General features: G+C 65.9%; 14 protein-coding genes. 7 read left to right on the top strand and 7 right to left on the bottom strand.

The features are described 5' to 3' along the window. The first annotated feature begins 21 nt into the window (after positions 1 to 21). Together L0C59_RS02230 and murJ are read left to right on the top strand one after the other, a co-directional pair. A complete protein-coding gene (locus L0C59_RS02230; protein ID WP_243089586.1) occupies positions 22 to 1,098 on the top strand; it encodes a PDDEXK family nuclease in 1,077 nt (358 codons plus the stop codon). Continuing rightward, positions 1,088 to 2,575, top strand: coding sequence for a murein biosynthesis integral membrane protein MurJ (murJ, locus tag L0C59_RS02225; protein ID WP_243089585.1), 1,488 nt, complete (start codon positions 1,088 to 1,090; stop codon positions 2,573 to 2,575). Before L0C59_RS02230 ends, murJ begins: the two co-directional genes overlap by 11 nt. On the opposite strand, the gene L0C59_RS02220 is transcribed toward murJ, so the two are convergent. From L0C59_RS02220 to L0C59_RS02190, 7 genes are all read right to left on the bottom strand, one after another. Next, positions 2,526 to 4,892, bottom strand: a complete 2,367-nt coding sequence (locus tag L0C59_RS02220; protein ID WP_243089583.1) for a hypothetical protein — start codon at positions 4,890 to 4,892, stop codon at positions 2,526 to 2,528. The genes murJ and L0C59_RS02220 overlap by 50 nt on opposite strands. A 3-nt stretch (positions 4,893 to 4,895) precedes the next feature. After that, entirely contained in the window at positions 4,896 to 6,794 is a 1,899-nt protein-coding gene (locus tag L0C59_RS02215) for an AMP-binding protein (RefSeq protein WP_243089581.1), read from the bottom strand. After that, positions 6,795 to 7,622, bottom strand: coding sequence for a serine/threonine-protein kinase (locus tag L0C59_RS02210; protein ID WP_243089579.1), 828 nt, complete (start codon positions 7,620 to 7,622; stop codon positions 6,795 to 6,797). Further along, a complete protein-coding gene (locus L0C59_RS02205; RefSeq protein WP_243089577.1) occupies positions 7,615 to 8,289 on the bottom strand; it encodes a metal-dependent hydrolase in 675 nt (224 codons plus the stop codon). The genes L0C59_RS02210 and L0C59_RS02205 overlap by 8 nt, the downstream gene beginning before the upstream one ends. A gap of 21 nt (positions 8,290 to 8,310) precedes the next feature. After that, positions 8,311 to 8,682 (bottom strand): DUF3809 family protein, encoded by a 372-nt coding sequence (locus L0C59_RS02200; RefSeq protein WP_243089576.1) that lies wholly within the window; start codon positions 8,680 to 8,682, stop codon positions 8,311 to 8,313. Further along, positions 8,679 to 8,888 carry a DUF3248 domain-containing protein gene (locus L0C59_RS02195; RefSeq protein WP_015716772.1) on the bottom strand — a complete coding sequence of 70 codons (210 nt, stop codon included), beginning with the start codon at positions 8,886 to 8,888 and terminating at the stop codon, positions 8,679 to 8,681. Before L0C59_RS02195 ends, L0C59_RS02200 begins: the two co-directional genes overlap by 4 nt. A 260-nt stretch (positions 8,889 to 9,148) precedes the next feature. Then, a complete protein-coding gene (locus L0C59_RS02190) occupies positions 9,149 to 10,294 on the bottom strand; it encodes a 23S rRNA (cytosine(1962)-C(5))-methyltransferase (RefSeq protein ID WP_243089575.1) in 1,146 nt (381 codons plus the stop codon). A 101-nt stretch (positions 10,295 to 10,395) separates the two neighbouring features. On the opposite strand from L0C59_RS02190, the gene L0C59_RS02185 reads away from it, so the two are divergent. Genes L0C59_RS02185 through L0C59_RS02165 form a run of 5 tightly spaced genes read left to right on the top strand, consistent with a single transcriptional unit; the run spans position 10,396 to position 14,574 of the window. Further along, positions 10,396 to 10,710 carry a V-type ATPase subunit subunit G family protein gene (locus L0C59_RS02185; RefSeq protein WP_243089573.1) on the top strand — a complete coding sequence of 105 codons (315 nt, stop codon included), beginning with the start codon at positions 10,396 to 10,398 and terminating at the stop codon, positions 10,708 to 10,710. Next, on the top strand, positions 10,707 to 12,665 hold the full coding sequence (locus L0C59_RS02180) for a V-type ATP synthase subunit I (protein ID WP_243089571.1): 1,959 nt from the start codon (positions 10,707 to 10,709) through the stop codon (positions 12,663 to 12,665). Before L0C59_RS02185 ends, L0C59_RS02180 begins: the two co-directional genes overlap by 4 nt. A gap of 12 nt (positions 12,666 to 12,677) precedes the next feature. After that, the gene (locus tag L0C59_RS02175; protein ID WP_038029369.1) at positions 12,678 to 12,977 is read left to right on the top strand and encodes an ATP synthase subunit K; all 300 of its coding nucleotides are present in this window, start codon (positions 12,678 to 12,680) and stop codon (positions 12,975 to 12,977) included. Positions 12,978 to 13,032: 55 nt separating this feature from the next. Then, positions 13,033 to 13,599, top strand: a complete 567-nt coding sequence (locus tag L0C59_RS02170; protein ID WP_243089570.1) for a V-type ATP synthase subunit E — start codon at positions 13,033 to 13,035, stop codon at positions 13,597 to 13,599. Between the two features lie 3 nt (positions 13,600 to 13,602). Further along, positions 13,603 to 14,574, top strand: a complete 972-nt coding sequence (locus L0C59_RS02165) for a V-type ATPase subunit (protein ID WP_243089569.1) — start codon at positions 13,603 to 13,605, stop codon at positions 14,572 to 14,574.

Below are 14,574 nucleotides of genomic sequence, written 5' to 3'. Positions count from 1 at the left end.
GCCAAACCTTTTTCCCTTGGTATGCTTAGGTGCGTGGGCGTTCTTACCCGCTATTTGGAAAAGTCCATGGCCCAGGCGCGGTATGACCTCCTGGGCCCTGGCCGTTTCGTGGCCGAGCTTCCTGAGCTGGGCCTGCGCGTGGAGGCTCCCCACCTCGAGGCCGCCCGGGAGAGCCTTCAGGAAGCCCTGGAGGCCTGGCTTTTGGATACCCTGCGCTCGGGCCTTACCCCGCCGGGTCTGGAGGGAGCCGAGGATCCCGTGCGCACCCGTTTCCTGGCCCTGACCCGGGAGATCTGGCGTCTTTTCCGGGAGCCCGGGGGGGCGGAGGCGGCTTTGGCCTCGCCCAGCCGGGTGCCGGAGCCCTCGAGGGGGAAAAGGGCGGCCTCGCTGGAGGAATGGCTGAAGGGTCTGGGCATCCAGGTGGTGAAGAAGCCGCAGGAGGAGGAGGAAAAGGAGAAGGTGTTGACCCGGCTGGCCCTCTTCCTGGGGGACCGCTATTCCAGCCTGGAGAAGCTTTACGAGCGCCTCAAGCAAAGCCTTTCCACCAAGCGGCAGTTTGAGCTCTCCCTTTCCGAGGCCACCCAGGAGGAGATCGCCAACTCCACCCAGTTCTGCACCATGCTCAAGCAGTATGCCCTCCTCACCTCCTACCACTACAAGAGCGAGGAACGGCGCATCCGGGCCAAGGCCAGCACGGAGGGGTGGGTGCAGAACTTCCTCACCGGGGGTTGGCTGGAGCGTTACGTGGCGGAAAGGCTTCGCAAGTTCCTGCGCTCCAAGAACCTGCCTCACGAGGTGGCGGTGGGCTACCAGGTCACCCTGCCCAACGGGGACAGCATGGAGCTGGATGTGCTCCTCAGGGTAGGGGAGCGGTTTTTCTGGTTTGAGGCTAAAACGGGGGATTTCCAGGCCCACATCGCCAAGTACGCGGGGCTGAAGAAGGTGCTGGGGCTATCCGCCAGGGAGAGCTTTTTGGTGCTTTTGGGCATGGACAAGGCCCGCGCCAAGGAGCTTTCCGCCCTCCACGGCCTCACGGTGGTCAACCAGGCGAACTTTTTGGAAATATTCCAGGAGGTGCTGGAAGGGAATGCTGCGTAAGGTCCTCCTGGTCATGGGGGGTACCTTGGCCTCGAGGGTCTTGGGCCTGGTGCGCCAGGCGGTCTTCAACGCCCTCTACCCCGACGCCCTGAAGGATGCCTTCAACGTGGCCTACCGGGTGCCCAACCTCCTCCGGGAGCTACTGGCGGAGGGGGCGGTGCAGAACGCCCTCATCCCCCTTCTAAAGGGCCTGCCCCCGGAGGAGGCCCGGGCCTTTGCCCGCCGCTTTGGAGCTTTCCTGTTGGGGGTTAACCTCCTGGTTTTGGGCCTGGGGTATCTCCTGGCCCCTTGGGTGGTGGGGCTTTTGGTGGCTGGGGAAAGCCACCTGCGGGAGGACGGGGGCTTGGCCCAGGTGGTCTACCTCACCCGGCTTCTCCTACCCTTTCTCCTGGGCATCTCCATGGCGGCGCTTTTCTCCGCCCTTCTTCAGGCGGAGGAACGCTTTCTCCCCTACGCCTTGGGTCCAGTGGCCTTCAACCTGGTGGCCATCGGCCTCATGGCCCTATTCCCGGGAGACCCCACTTTCCTAGGGCTTTCCGTGGCCCTGGGAGGGCTGGTCCAGGCCTTGGTCCAGCTGCCTTTCCTTAGGGGTTATGTCCTGGAGTGGCGCTGGCACCAGGCCTTCCTCCCAGCCTTGGGGCGGATGGGGCCCTTTGCCTTCACCACCTCCTTGCGCCAGTTCTTAAACCTGGTCCTGACCCATATCCTCACCCGCTACCCCCCGGCGGCGGTCACGGGGTTCTACAACGCCGAGGTGGTCTTCCAGATGGTCCTGGGGCTTTTTGCCACCTCGCCGGCCATCGCCTTGTTCCCCAGGATGAGCGCCCTGAGGGGCGAGGCCCTCGCCCGTTTCCTCCTGGGTCCTTTGCGCCGGCTTACCCTTCTCCTGGCCCTCCTGGGGGGGGTTCTCACCGGTCTAGCCCCCTTTGTGGTGGTGGTGCTCTTCGGGCTCTTTGGCCCTCTAACCCCGGAGAACCGGGCCTACAGCGCCCAGGTTCTGGCGGCCCTGGGTTTTGCCGTGTTGCCCTGGGGGGTGAACACCCTGCTCCTAAGGGGGCTTTACGCCCTGGGGCGGATCCGGGAGGCGGTTTCCGCTAGCGCCACCGTGTTTCTGACCAACACCCTGGGGTACTGGTTTCTCCGGGATGCCGGGCTTTTTCCCCTGAACCTGGCCACCGCCTTGGCAGGGTATCTGGGGCTTTTCCTTTACCTGCGCCTTCTGGCCCGGGAGGGAGTGGGGCTTTGGGGGTTCCCGCCCTTTCTCCTCCGGGCCCTATTGGCAGGGCTCTTGGCCGCCTTGCCCGGCTTGGTCTTGGCCCAGGTGTTTCCCACTCGAAGCGCCACGGAGGCCCTCCTACCCCTCGTGGTGGGCGGGGGGCTAGGCCTGGGGCTTTTCCTTTTGGGGGCCATAGCCCTGCGCCTGCCCCTCAAGGCCCTCCTCGCCAGAGCTCCTGAAGGCGGAAGTAGAGGGGTTTAAGCCTTAGGGTGAAGGCGGGTTCCTCCCAGGTGGGCCAGGAAAAGCGGACGGGTGGGGCCCCTGGGAGGAGGAGGCGGATGCCGTCTATGGGGATAGGCCCAGGAGCGTACCAGGCCAGGCGCTGGCTGGGGTCCGTGATGAGGAGCATGCCCCAGGGAATGCGGAGTTCCACTAGCCCCTCCTTTCCCAGGGCGTAGTCCGCCGTGGGGTCCCGGGCTCCTTCGGGGTCCTGGCCCCGCTGGAGCTTCCCCAGCTCGTAGACGATGCGGGGGTAGTCGGTGCCGTCCCGACCGGTGCGCCGGCGGTTGGGCTCGAGGAGGAAGGGTACAAAGGGTCCTGACCCCGGCCGCGTGGCCCCCCGGAAGTGGAGGTATTCTGTTCCGGGCAGGCCATGGTCCAGCTCTTGAAAGGGGTAATACCCCTTCTCCGCCAGAAGCCTTCCCCCCTCGGCGTTCACCTCCAGGAGGAACTCCGCTCCAAACCCCTCGGTCACCGGAACCCCGCCGGGCACGGTGTCCAGGCAAAGCCTTAAGGGTAAGGGCCCTAGGTAGAGGAGCCAAAGGTACTCGGGGTCCGCATGGGCCTTGAGGAGGCGCCCTTCTTCCCGGAGGAGGAAGGGTATGGCCTCCCATTCCTGCCCCTGGCCATCCAGCCGGAAGGTTTCCTTAGCGGTGGCGGCGATGAGGCCATAGTTCTCCTCGGGGTCCAGGAGGTTGTGCCAGAAGGGGTCGCGTGGGGTGGGAAGCTCAAAGGGGGCCACGAGCCAGTTTCTCTTGAACCATTCGTCCATGAGGGCAAAAACCATCCCTCCGGCCAGGTCCAAGCTAGCAATGTCCTGCCAAAGGGCCAGGACCTTTTCCGCTTGCTCGGGTTCGGAATGCCCCCCGTGGTGGAGGCCTTCGGGGTGAAGGTGGGCGATGCCCCGGCTACTGGGCAGGCCAAACTCGGCGATGAGGAGGGGCATCTCCCCGTGGTGGGCCTTTAGGCGGGACAGGTAGGCCCGGAAGCGGTTTGGGGACAGTTCCGGTTCATTGACCAGGAAATCGGGGTAGTAGGGGTAGACGTGGTAGGTGGCGAAGAGGGTTACGGGGCTACCCGGCGTAGGTTTCAGGTGGGTGGGGTCTAGGGTAACGGTATCCTCCTCGTGGACAGGTCCTGGACGGGGTGGTTCCACCTTTTCCCCACGGGCGCGGCGCAGCTCATACTCTTCCCGCAAACCCGCCTCGCTTGGCCAGCTTAGGGGGTCCAGGGTGGGCCAGTTGACGAAGCTTAGGGGGCGCGCCGTTCCATAGGCCTCCCACTCGTAGGTGGCCAGGCGGTCCAGGACCTCGGCCAAGTAGGCCTCGAAGGGGCTGGCCTCTGGGGAGGCCTCGAGGAACCTACCCCAGTAGGTGCGGCCTAGATGGCGCCGGTTGTAGGCTTCCACCGAGTAGGGCTCGAACTCCCGGCCCACCAAGAGGCCCATAACCCAAGGGGAGACATCGGCGGCGTACTCCCCATGGGCATGGCCCGGGCGGGGTGGGCGGCTGAGGTTTCCGTGGAGGGCGTCCAAGACCTCTCGGCCCTCAAGGAGGAACCTATCCAAGAAAGGCCCCTCCCAGTCCTCGAGGCCCTCCTCCTCCGGGAGCTCGGTCCATACCCCCTGGAAAAGGTAAAGGGGCCGGTCCCGGTGGAGGCGGTTGTGGCCCCAAAGGGCCCGGTAGAAGGCGGGGGGTAAGAGGGTGTAGGTACGCACCGTGTTGGCCCCCATGGCGGAAAGGAGCTCCAGCCAGGCCCGGTAGAGGGCTTCCTCCTCCGGGAACTCCGCGGGAAAGCGCCCGGGCAAGGCCACCCCCAGGTTGACCCCGCGCACCTGGAAGGGCTTGTCCCCGATCCAAAGCCTTCCCTTCTCCGCACGGAAAGGAGGCGGGGCCTTGCGGGCCTTGGGGGCTAAGGAAGGAGGCGGGGGAAGGCTATCCAGGATGCCTTCTGCCTCCCGGTAACCCTGCCTTAGGGCCCAGTCCAGGGCGGCTCTCGCCCCTTCCGGGTCCCCCAAGGCCCTTAAGGTTAGGCCGAATCCGTAAAGGGCCTCGCTACCCCCTTTCAAGGTGCCCACCAGCCGGCTGAAGGTGAAAAGGGCTTCCTCCAGGCGTCCTAAGCGGTACTGGGCGAAGCCCGCAAGGAGCAAGGCCTCCTCCGGAGGGTCGTAGCCCTGGAGAAGAGGGCCAAGGCGGGCCAAGACCCCGGCCATCTCCCCTTGGGCATAGAGTTCCCGCGCCTCCTCCAACGGGGTGGCCAGGGCAAGGCCCAGGAGGAGAAGAAGGCTTAGGGTGCGCACGGGCTAGCTTTCCTGGGAGGCCTGGCGGATGGCCTCCACCGCCTCGGGGTTTTCCAGGGCAGAGAGATCCCCCGGGTCCTGGCCCAGGTAGACCGCCCGCACCACCCGGCGCATGACTTTGGCGTTGCGGGTTTTGGGGAGGTCGGGCACGAAGACCACTTTTTCCGGCTTTAAGGGTTTGCCCAGGGCCTCCGCCACCCGGTCGGCCACCGCCTGGGCCAGCTCGGGGCTTGGGGAGAAGCCGGGCTTTAGCACGGCAAAGAGCACGATGGCCTCTCCCTTCACCGGATGGGGTACCCCGATGGCGGCGCACTCCTTCAGGGCGGGATGGGCGATGGCGGCGGTTTCCACCTCGGCTGGGCCCACCCGCTTCCCCGCCACCTTTAGGGTGTCGTCGCTCCGGCCCAGGATGAAGAAGTGGCCTTCCTCGTCCTGAAGGGCCAGATCCCCGTGAACCCAAACCCCGGGGACGCGGGAGAAATAGGTGTCCAGGTAGCGGGCCTCGTCCTGCCAGAAGCCCTTGGTCATGCCGGGCCAGGGCTTGAGCACCGCCAGCTCCCCCACCTGGCCCACCAGGGGTCTCCCCTCCGGGTCCAGTACCGCCGCGGCCATCCCGGGCACGGCGGTGTTGAAGCCCATGGGCTTGATGGGTTTGACCAGGACGTTGCCCAGGATGCCCCCGGAGACCTCCGTCCCGCCGGAGTAGTTCACGATGGGCCTCCTTTCCTCTCCCACCGTGCGGAAGAACCAGAGGTAGGGCTCGAGGTTCCAGGGTTCCCCGGTGGAGCCGAGAACCCGGAGGGAGCTAAGGTCGTGGGCCCTTATGGGCTCCTCCCCCAAGGGGATCAGGCCCCGCACCAGGGTGGGGGAGAGGCCCAGGTGGGTGAGGCGGTGGACCTCCACCATCCGCCAAAGCCTTTCCGGCCCCGGGTAGTCGGGGGCCCCGTCGTAGAGGAACACCGTGGCTCCCAGAATCAACCCCCCCAGGATGGCCCAGGGCCCCATCATCCAGCCCAGGTCCGTGAACCAGAAAAGCCGGTCCCCCTCCCTCAGGTCAAAGAGAAGGGCCAGGTCCAAGGCGGCCTTGAGGGGGAAGCCCGCGTGGTAGTGAACGGTTCCCTTGGGGCGGCCGGTGGTGCCCGAGGTGTAGATGAGCATGAAGGGGTCCATGCTTTCCATCTCCTCTGGGGGGGAGGGCTCGCCCCTTAGGGATGCGTAGTCCGCTTCCCCGGCTTCCCGGGGCAGGCCCAGCCGGCGCACCGCCAAAAGATGGGGGGTTTCCGCCAGGGCCTGGGCCTTGCGGGCCTCCGGGAGGAGCTCCACCCTTCTTCCCCGCCGGTGGAAGCCGTCCTGCACCGCCAGGAGCTTGGCCTTGGCGTCCTTAAGCCGCACCGCCGCCGCCTCGGCGGCGTAGCCGGAGAAGATGGGGATGGCGATGGCCCCCAGCCAGGCGGTGGCCAGGAGGAGGATGGCCGCCTCGAGGCCCATGGGGAACCACAAGCCCACCCGGTCCCCTCGCTCCACCCCCAAGGCGCGAAGCCCCGCCGCCACCCTTTCCACTTCCTGAAACAGCTCCCCGTAGGTGAGGGTGCGCACCCCACCCTCCTCGGTTTCGTGGACGAGGGCTAGGGCGGCGGGTTCGTGGCTGAGGGCGGCCTCCACCAGGTTGAGCCGGCCCCCCGGGAAAAACTGGGGGAGGGGGAAGGTGCCGGAGACCACCCGCTCATAGGGCCTGCGCCAGGGTATCCCAAGATGGGTGAAAAACTGCCCGTAAAAGTCCTCTAGCTCCTCCACGCTGTACCGGTAAAAGGCCTCGTAGTCTTGAAAGCCCAGGGCCTCCATGATCCGGAAAAGCCTGGTGGCCCGGGCCTCCTCGGGCTTTGGGTACCAGATGGGTTCCATCTACTTCCTCCAGAAGGGAAACCCCTTGCGCTTGGGCGGGGTTTCCTCGGCTTTGGGGGCCTGGGGGCTCTTCAGGACCTCCAGGAAGGCCTTGAGGTCAAGCCGTTCCTCCGGGTTCTTGGCCAAAAGGCGCCGTAAGGCCTTGTCCAGCCTGGGGGAAAGGGAGGTGGGAGGGGGAGGGAGAAGGAGATGGGCGTTTCTGAGCTCCTCGAGGGTTTCCCCGCGAAAGGGCCGCCTTCCCGTGAGGAGCTCATAGGCCATCACCCCAAAGCTGTAGGCATCGCTTTTGGGGCTAGGTTTGCCCCCCAGGAACAGCTCGGGAGCCAGGTAGTGGGGGCTTCCCGCATACTCCGAGAAGGCCTCCGTCAGGGGGCGCACAGTTCCCAGGTCCCCCAGCTTGTAAACCCCTTCCCCCACGAACACGTTGGCGGGCTTCACGTCTTGATGGAGGAAACCCCTTTGGTGCAGGAAAAGCAGGGCGTCTCCCACCTGCAAAAGTGCCCGCACGGCCTCTTCCTGGGGAAGGGGGCCCTTGAGGAGCTCTGCCTCCAGGGTTCCCCTCTCCAGGTACTCCAGGGCCAAAAAGGCCTCCTCGCCGAAGGGTATCCCGTAAAGCCCCTGGACCAGGTGGGGGTGCTTCAGGGAAAGGCTGAGGGAAACCTCCCGGGCGAAGCGCTCGGCCAGCTTGGGGTCCTGCCTGACCTCCTTGCGGGGAAGCTTAAGGGCTACCTTCTCCCCACCGGGGGCCTCCGCCAGGTAGACCTGGGCGGTCTGCCCCAGGCCCAGGAGCATCTGCAGGCGGAAGTCCTTGCGCCTCAGGCTAGTCAAGGACCAGTACCCCTCCCGGTTTTAGGGCATGGCCCTCCACGCCCTTTTCCTTGGCCCTCTCGGCAAAGGCGTCCCCGTCCTGACGGATGGGGGGGAAGGTGTTGTAGTGGATGGGCACCACCCGCTTGGGTTTAAGGAGCTCTAAAGCCTTTAGGGCGTCTTCCGGCCCCATGGTGAAGTGGTCGCCGATGGGCAGGAAGGCCAGGTCCAGGCCCAGCTCCCCGATGAGGCGCATATCGGAGAATAAGGCGGTGTCCCCGGCATGGTAGATGCGCTTGCCACCCAGCTCCACCACCACCCCCATGGGCATACCCCCATAGGTGCCGTCGGGGAAGCTGGAGGAGTGCCAGGCGGGGAACCACTGGAGCCAGCCCCCGGCGAAGCGGTAGGTGCCCCCGATGTTCATGGGCACCGCCTTGGCCCCGTGCTTCTCCGCATAGGTGGCGATCTCAAAGGTGGAAACCACCGTGCCCCCCTTCTTGGAAAGGGCCACGGCGTCGCCGAAGTGGTCCCCGTGGGCGTGGGTGACCAGGATGAGGTCCGCCTGCACCTCCCCCACCCCCACCGGGGCCAGGGGGTTGCCGGTGAGGAAGGGATCGATGACCACCTTGGTCTTGCCGTCGGAAAGCCAGACCGCCGAGTGGCCTAGGTACCGGATCTCCAGCATGGACACCTCCTTTATAGGGCACTATACCGGAGAAAGGACCACCTGGGGAAGGGAGCGCTCCAGGCTTTTGTAGAAGACGAGTTCCAGGATACGGGTGAAGGCCCGTTCCCCCCAGGTCCGGCCCTCGGGGAGGATCAGGCTTAGCTCCAGCTCCAGCTCCAGACCCTTGGTGCCCGGCAGCACCCGACCCTCCACCTTTAGGGAAGGTGGAGGGAGGGGCAAGGCCTTTAGGTGCTCCCCTGTAAGCCTCGAGGCGAAGGGAAGGGCCACCTCCCCCAGCACGGGGTTTGCCTGCCGGAAGACTCCCTGCACCTCCCCCCCTTCCCAGCGGAGTTCCAGGGGTAGACCCTGGGAGGGATGGCCGCTCAGGACGAGGTACAGCCTGGCCTTCATCCTTCCACCCACTCCACCCGCACCCGGCCTTCCTTGGCCAGGCGGGCCACCTCGGCGTCCGGGATATTTAGGAGCCTGGGCAGCTCCCGGAAGCGGGGTGTGGCCGAGGCCAGGCCCACCCGCACCACCAGGACCTCTTCCTCCTCGGCCCGGCCGATGCGCCAGACCAGGTGCTGGCCCAGGGCTTCCAACAGGTCCTTCTCCACCCCTTTAGTCTATCCCGGGGTGGCCTTGGGGGATAATGGATGGGGATGCTCCTCGAGGTGGGTTTTGCTGGCCTCTCCCCCTGGGTCTTCTGGGCGGGGTTGGCGGTTACGGCTTTTTCCCCACCACCTTAGCCTCCATCCCCCCTTGGGGCTTGGCGCCGGATTCCCTGGGAGGAGGTACGGGAGGTGGGGGTGGGGACTCCTCGCCCGGGAAGGGATATCCCTTCCCGGGCCCGATCCTGAGGGCCTGGCGGCCCGGATCAAAGAACCTCTAGGAGGGCGAACTTCAGGTAGTGGGTTTCGGGATGGTTGAGGAGGATGGGATGGTCCCACCCCTGCCTCCGTTTCTCCACCACCCTTAGGCTGCGGTGGGCGTCCTGGGCCGCCTCGGTGAGCATTTGGTAGAAGAGGGGCTCGGTTAGGTGGTGGCTGCAGCTGCTGGTGGCCAGGAGGCCCCCTTCCTTGAGGAGCTTGATGGCCCGGAGGTTCACCTCCTTGTAGGCCCTGTAGGCCCTTTCCAGATCCTTTTTCCCCTTGGCGAAGGCGGGCGGGTCCAGCACCACCAGGTCAAACCGTTCCCCCGCCTTTTCCAGGGCCCTTAGGTAGTCGAAGGCGTTGGCCTCCACCGTCTTGAGGGAGAGCCCATTCAGCCTGGCGTTCTCCTCCGCTTGCCTTAGGGCCTCGAGGGAACTGTCCACGCTGATCACCTCCTTGAAGCCCAGGGCCAGGTGGAGGCCAAAGCTTCCCGCATAGCTGAACACGTCCAAGGCCCTTTCGCCGCGGAACCTTTCCATTAGAATCCGGTTGTCCCTTTGGTCCAGGTAGGCGCCCGTCTTCTGGCCCCCGGTGAGGTCCACCCGGTAGCGGATCTGGCCTTCCTTCACCGTAGCTTCCGGAGGCACCTGGCCAAAAAGGGGCCGGACGTAGAGGGGTAGGCCCTCCAGCTCCCGGGCCCTGGGGTCGTTTTTGGCTAGGAGGCTTTGGCCTAGGGGTTTAAGGCGTTCTGCCACCTGGGGCAGAAGGCCTTCCCAGGCGTGGGCCGTGGCCTGGAGGACCATGTGGCCCGCGTAGTAGTCCACCACCAGTCCCGGCAGGAAGTCCCCTTCCGCATGGACCAGGCGATAGCCCCCTTCGGGCTCCCCTTCCAAGGCGGGGAGGCGTCGGGCCAAGGCCTTATCCAGGTTGTCCAAAAGCGCCTCCACCGGATCCCTTGCCGGGCGGAAGCGGTAGGCCCGCAGGCTGAGGTCGCTATTGGGGTTGAAGAGGGCCAGGGCAAGAAAGCGCTTGCCCCAGTAAACGGGGTAAAGGCCGGGCTCCTCGGGACCCGAGAGCACATCGCGGCGGAAGACCCAAAGGTGCCGGGCCAGGAGGCGCTGGGCCCCTTTTTCGTTGACGAGAATCCGCATCGCTTAAGTATACTTAAGCGGGGTTGGTTGACGTTTGCCCCAAAGGCCGGTATCCTATCCGGCAGGCGCAGTTTGCGCATCTTTTCACGAAGGGAGGGGCGATGGGAGGCCTGGGACTTATCAAGAGCCTGGCGGAAAAGGAACGGGAGCTATTGGCCCGCCTCGAGGCCGCGAGGAAGGAAGCCGAGGCCCTGGTGGAGCAGGCTGAGGCGGAGGCCAGGGCCCTCCTGGCGGAGGCCGAGGCCAAGGCTAAGGCCCTGGAGGCCGAGTACCGGGAACGGGAGGCCAAGGAAACCGAGGCCGTCCTGGCCCGCTTTCGGTCCCAGGCGGAGGCCGAGGCCAAGGCGGTGAGGGAAAAGGCAGAGGCCCGGTTGGAGGAGGCGGTGGCCCTGGTTCTGAAGGAGGTTTTGCCGTGATTGCCCCCATGGAGAAGCTGGTCCTGGCCGGGCCCAAGGCCAAGGCCCAGGAGCTTCTCCACAGCCTGCAGCAGGCGGGGGTGGTCCACCTGGAGACCCTCCGGGTGGAGGAGCTTGCCGAGTACAAGCTTTCCCAGGAGGAGCGGGAGGAGCTCAGGCGCTGGGAAGGGGTGGCGGCGGGAGCCGAGCACACCCTGGCCCTCCTGGGCCGGGAGATGGAGCCCACAAGGCCCTTCCCCGACAGGCTGGAGGCGGCGGAAAAGGCCCTTTCCCCCATCCAGGCGCACGCGGAGGGCCTGGCCCGGCAGAGGCAGGAGCTGGAAGAGGAGCTTTCCCTGGCCCAGGCTTACCTGGAGCCCCTGGAGAAACTGGCCGCCATGGCCCAGGGCCTGGACCGAAGCGCTCGCCTCCGGGTGGTGCCCTTTTTGATCACGGAGAAGGAGCTTCCCCTGGTGGAGGAGGCCTTGAAAAAGGCCCTGGAGGACCGGTTCATCCTGGCCAGCGAGCCCTACTCCAAGGGGGTGGCCGGGCTTCTCGTGGTGCACCGGAAGGACCTCGAGGCGGCCAAGGCGGCCCTTTCCCGGGCCGGGGTGGCGGAGCTCCGCCTGCCCGGTGCCTATGGCGACCTCCCCCTAAGCGAGGCCACCCGCCGGCTGAGGGAGCGGGCCGAGGCTGCCCCCAAGGAGCTTTCCGAGGTACGCCAGGCCCTTTACCGGCTGGCCCAGGACGCGGCCTCCACCCTGCAGAGCCTCTGGACCAGGGCCAAGGACGAGGCGGCCCGGCTCAAGGCCCTGGAGGAGCTGGCCTCCGGCCGGTTTGGCTTCGCCCTTTTGGGCTACGTGCCGGTGAAGGCCAAGGGCCGGGTGGAGGAGGCCCTGGCCCGCCACAAGGAGAGCGCGGTCTACGCCTTTGAGCCCGTGGACGAGCACCACGAGGCGGACCGGGTGCCCGTGGCCCTGGACAACCCTCCTTGGGCTAAGCCCTTTGAGCTTTTGGTGAGCTTCCTCAACACCCCCAAGTACGGCTCCCTGGACCCCACCCCGGTGGTGCCCATCTTCTTCCCCTTCTGGTTTGGCATGATCGTGGGGGACATTGGGTATGCCCTCCTTTTCCTGTTCCTCGGGCGCTGGCTTTCCGGGTTCGTGAAGCGGAACGAGCCTTTGGTCATCGACCTTTTCGCCCTCAGGCTCAAACCTGCGGTCATCGGGAAGCTGGTCTACATCCTTAACTGGATGGTTTTCTGGACGGTGGTCTGGGGCTTCATCTATGGGGAGTTCTTCGGCACCTTCCTGGAGCACCTGGGGGTGTTTGGCACCCCCGAGCACCCGGGCCTCATCCCCATCCTCATTCCCCGCATCGATACGGCCAAGACCGCCAACCTCCTTATCCTCCTTTCCGTGGCCTTCGGGGTGGTTATGGTCTTCTGGGGCCTGGCCTTGAGGGCCTACCTGGGTCTTAAGCACCGGCACATGGGCCACTTCTGGGAGGGCGTGGGGTATCTGGGAGGCCTTTTGGGGATCCTAGCCCTGGCGGCGGGGTATCTGGGGAACCTGCAGGCCGGGTGGCTTTCCTTGGTCATGTACCTGGGCTTTGGCGTCTTCTTGCTGGCGGTTCTCATGAGCCGGATGTGGCTCATGGTCCCGGAGATCTTCACCCAGGCGGGGCATATCCTCTCCCACATCCGTATCTATGCGGTGGGGGCTGCTGGGGGGATTCTGGCAGGCCTTCTCACCGATGTGGGCTTCGCCCTGGCGGAGCGGATCGGGCTTCTGGGCGTGCTTCTGGGCATCGGGGTGGCGGCAGTGTTGCATCTTCTCATCCTGTTTCTCACCACCTTGGGCCACATGCTCCAGCCCATCCGTCTTATCTGGGTGGAGTTCTTCACCAAGTTCGGCTTCTACGAGGAGAACGGCAGGCCTTACCGGCCGTTCAAGAGCGTCCGCGAGACGCTTTAGGGAGGGAAAGAGATGAAGAAGCTTCTGGTTACGGTTCTGGTGGCGGTTTTTGGCGCTCTGGCTTTTGCGGCGGAGGAGGCGGCGGCCTCCGGGGGCTTGGACCGAGGCCTTATCGCCGTGGGCATGGGCTTGGCGGTGGGCCTGGCGGCTTTGGGCACCGGCGTGGCCCAGGCCCGCATCGGTGCGGCGGGCGTGGGGGCCATTGCCGAGGACCGGAGCAACTTCGGTACCGCCTTGATCTTCCTCCTCTTGCCCGAGACGCTGGTGATCTTCGGCCTTCTCATCGCCTTCATCCTGAACGGCAAGCTGTAAGGGGTTTTTAGGGCCCTGCCCCCTTCGGGGTGGGGCCTGTTTCCAAGGAGGGCAGATGTCCAAACTGGAAGCCATTCTGAGCCAGGAGGTGGAGGCGGAGATCCAGGCCGTTTTGCAGGAGGCCAAGGCCAAGGCGGAGCGCCTGACCTCCGAGGCCAAGGCCAAGGCCGAGGGGATGCTTTCCGCCAAGAAGCGGGCCCTCGAGGCCAGCCTGCAGGCCGCCATCCGCCGGGCGGAAAGCGCCGGGGAGCTCCTCCAGGCTACAGCCCGTACCGAGGCCAAGGGGGAGGTACTGGCCCGGGTGAGGGAAAAGGTGCAGGAGGCCCTTATGGCCCTACCGGGTAGCCCCGATTGGCCAGGGATTTTGCGGAAGCTGGCCGAGGAGGCCCTTGCGGCCTTGGGCGAGCCCGAGGCCTTGGCTTCCCATCCCGAAAACCTTCCCCACCTCGAGGGTCTGGCGCGGGAGCGGGGCCTGGAGCTTAGGGCCGACCCTGCCTTGCGCCTTGGGGTAAGGGCCATCGGCAAGGGGGGCAGGACCCAGGTGGAAAACGCCCTGCTAAGCCGTTTGCAACGGGCCTGGGATGCCCTTTCCTCCAAGGTGGCCCAGGTGGTGTGGGGCTAGGACATGGCGGACGACTTCGGCTACCTAAACGCCCGGGTACGGGCCAGGAGGAGCACCTTTCTCAAGGAGAGCTTCTTCCAGGAGGCCTTGGACCTTTCCTATCCCGATTTCCTGCGCCTACTTTCCGAGAGCGTCTACGGCGAGGACCTGGCTGGCCAGGGCCTTCCCGAGGTGGACCGGGCCATCGCCCTCACCCAGGCCCGGTTGGTGGGGGATCTGGCGGGCTTGGTCACGGGGGAGGCCCGGGAGGCGGTCCGGCTTCTCCTTCTCAGGAATGACCTTACTAACCTGCAGGCCCTCCTCCGGGCCAAGGCCACGGGCAGGCCCTTTGAGGAGGTGGTCCTTCTCCCGGGCACCCTGAAGGAGGCCCTTTGGCGGCAGGCCTATGAGGCCCAGGATGCGGCGGGGATGGCCCAGGTGCTTTCCCTGCCCGGCCATCCCCTGGCCCGGGCCTTGAGGGCGGTTTTGCGGGAAACCCAGGACCTGGGGCGCGTCGAGGCCCTTTTGGCCAAGCGCTTCTTTGAAGGGGTGGCCAAGGCCTCCAAGGCCCTGGAGGAGGCGGCCCTCAGGGAGTACCTGGCCCTCGAGGTGGATGCGGAGAACCTGCGCACCGCCTTCAAGCTCCAGGGGCAGGATGTGCCGGTGGAAGCCGTCTTCATACGGGGTGGGCGGTTCGTGAACAGGGTGGGCTTCGCCCGGCTTCTGGAGGGGGATTACGCCGTCTTGGACGAGCTTTCGGGTACTCCCTTTGCCCCCTTGGCGGGCGTGCGGGACCTGAGGGCCTTGGAAAGGCGGCTTCGGTGCCTTCTCCTGAAGGAGGCCCGGAAGGGGGCCAGCGACCCCCTGGGGGTGGGGCTGGTGCTGGCCTATGTCAAGGAGCGGGAGTGGGAGGCCGTGCGGCTTAGGCTCCTGGCCCGGCGGGCTTACTTCGGGCTTCCCCGGACCCAGGTGGAGGAGGAGGTGGTCTGCCCATGA

The sequence above is a fragment of the Thermus neutrinimicus genome (assembly GCF_022760955.1).
Classification (GTDB): domain Bacteria; phylum Deinococcota; class Deinococci; order Deinococcales; family Thermaceae; genus Thermus; species Thermus neutrinimicus.
Note: the sequence above shows the minus strand (reverse complement) of the source record. Positions and strands in the feature narration are given on the sequence as shown.

Excerpts from the sequence above, each read along its gene's own strand:
- L0C59_RS02230 (WP_243089586.1), top strand. The coding sequence starts at position 22 with ATGCTTAGGTGCGTGGGCGTTCTTACCCGCTATTTGGAAAAGTCCATG.
- murJ (WP_243089585.1), top strand. The coding sequence starts at position 1,088 with ATGCTGCGTAAGGTCCTCCTGGTCATGGGGGGTACCTTGGCCTCGAGG.
- L0C59_RS02215 (WP_243089581.1), bottom strand. The coding sequence starts at position 6,794 with ATGGAACCCATCTGGTACCCAAAGCCCGAGGAGGCCCGGGCCACCAGG.
- L0C59_RS02205 (WP_243089577.1), bottom strand. The coding sequence starts at position 8,289 with ATGCTGGAGATCCGGTACCTAGGCCACTCGGCGGTCTGGCTTTCCGAC.
- L0C59_RS02200 (WP_243089576.1), bottom strand. The coding sequence starts at position 8,682 with ATGAAGGCCAGGCTGTACCTCGTCCTGAGCGGCCATCCCTCCCAGGGT.
- L0C59_RS02190 (WP_243089575.1), bottom strand. The coding sequence starts at position 10,294 with ATGCGGATTCTCGTCAACGAAAAAGGGGCCCAGCGCCTCCTGGCCCGG.
- L0C59_RS02185 (WP_243089573.1), top strand. The coding sequence starts at position 10,396 with ATGGGAGGCCTGGGACTTATCAAGAGCCTGGCGGAAAAGGAACGGGAG.
- L0C59_RS02175 (WP_038029369.1), top strand. The coding sequence starts at position 12,678 with ATGAAGAAGCTTCTGGTTACGGTTCTGGTGGCGGTTTTTGGCGCTCTG.
- L0C59_RS02170 (WP_243089570.1), top strand. The coding sequence starts at position 13,033 with ATGTCCAAACTGGAAGCCATTCTGAGCCAGGAGGTGGAGGCGGAGATC.
- L0C59_RS02165 (WP_243089569.1), top strand. The coding sequence starts at position 13,603 with ATGGCGGACGACTTCGGCTACCTAAACGCCCGGGTACGGGCCAGGAGG.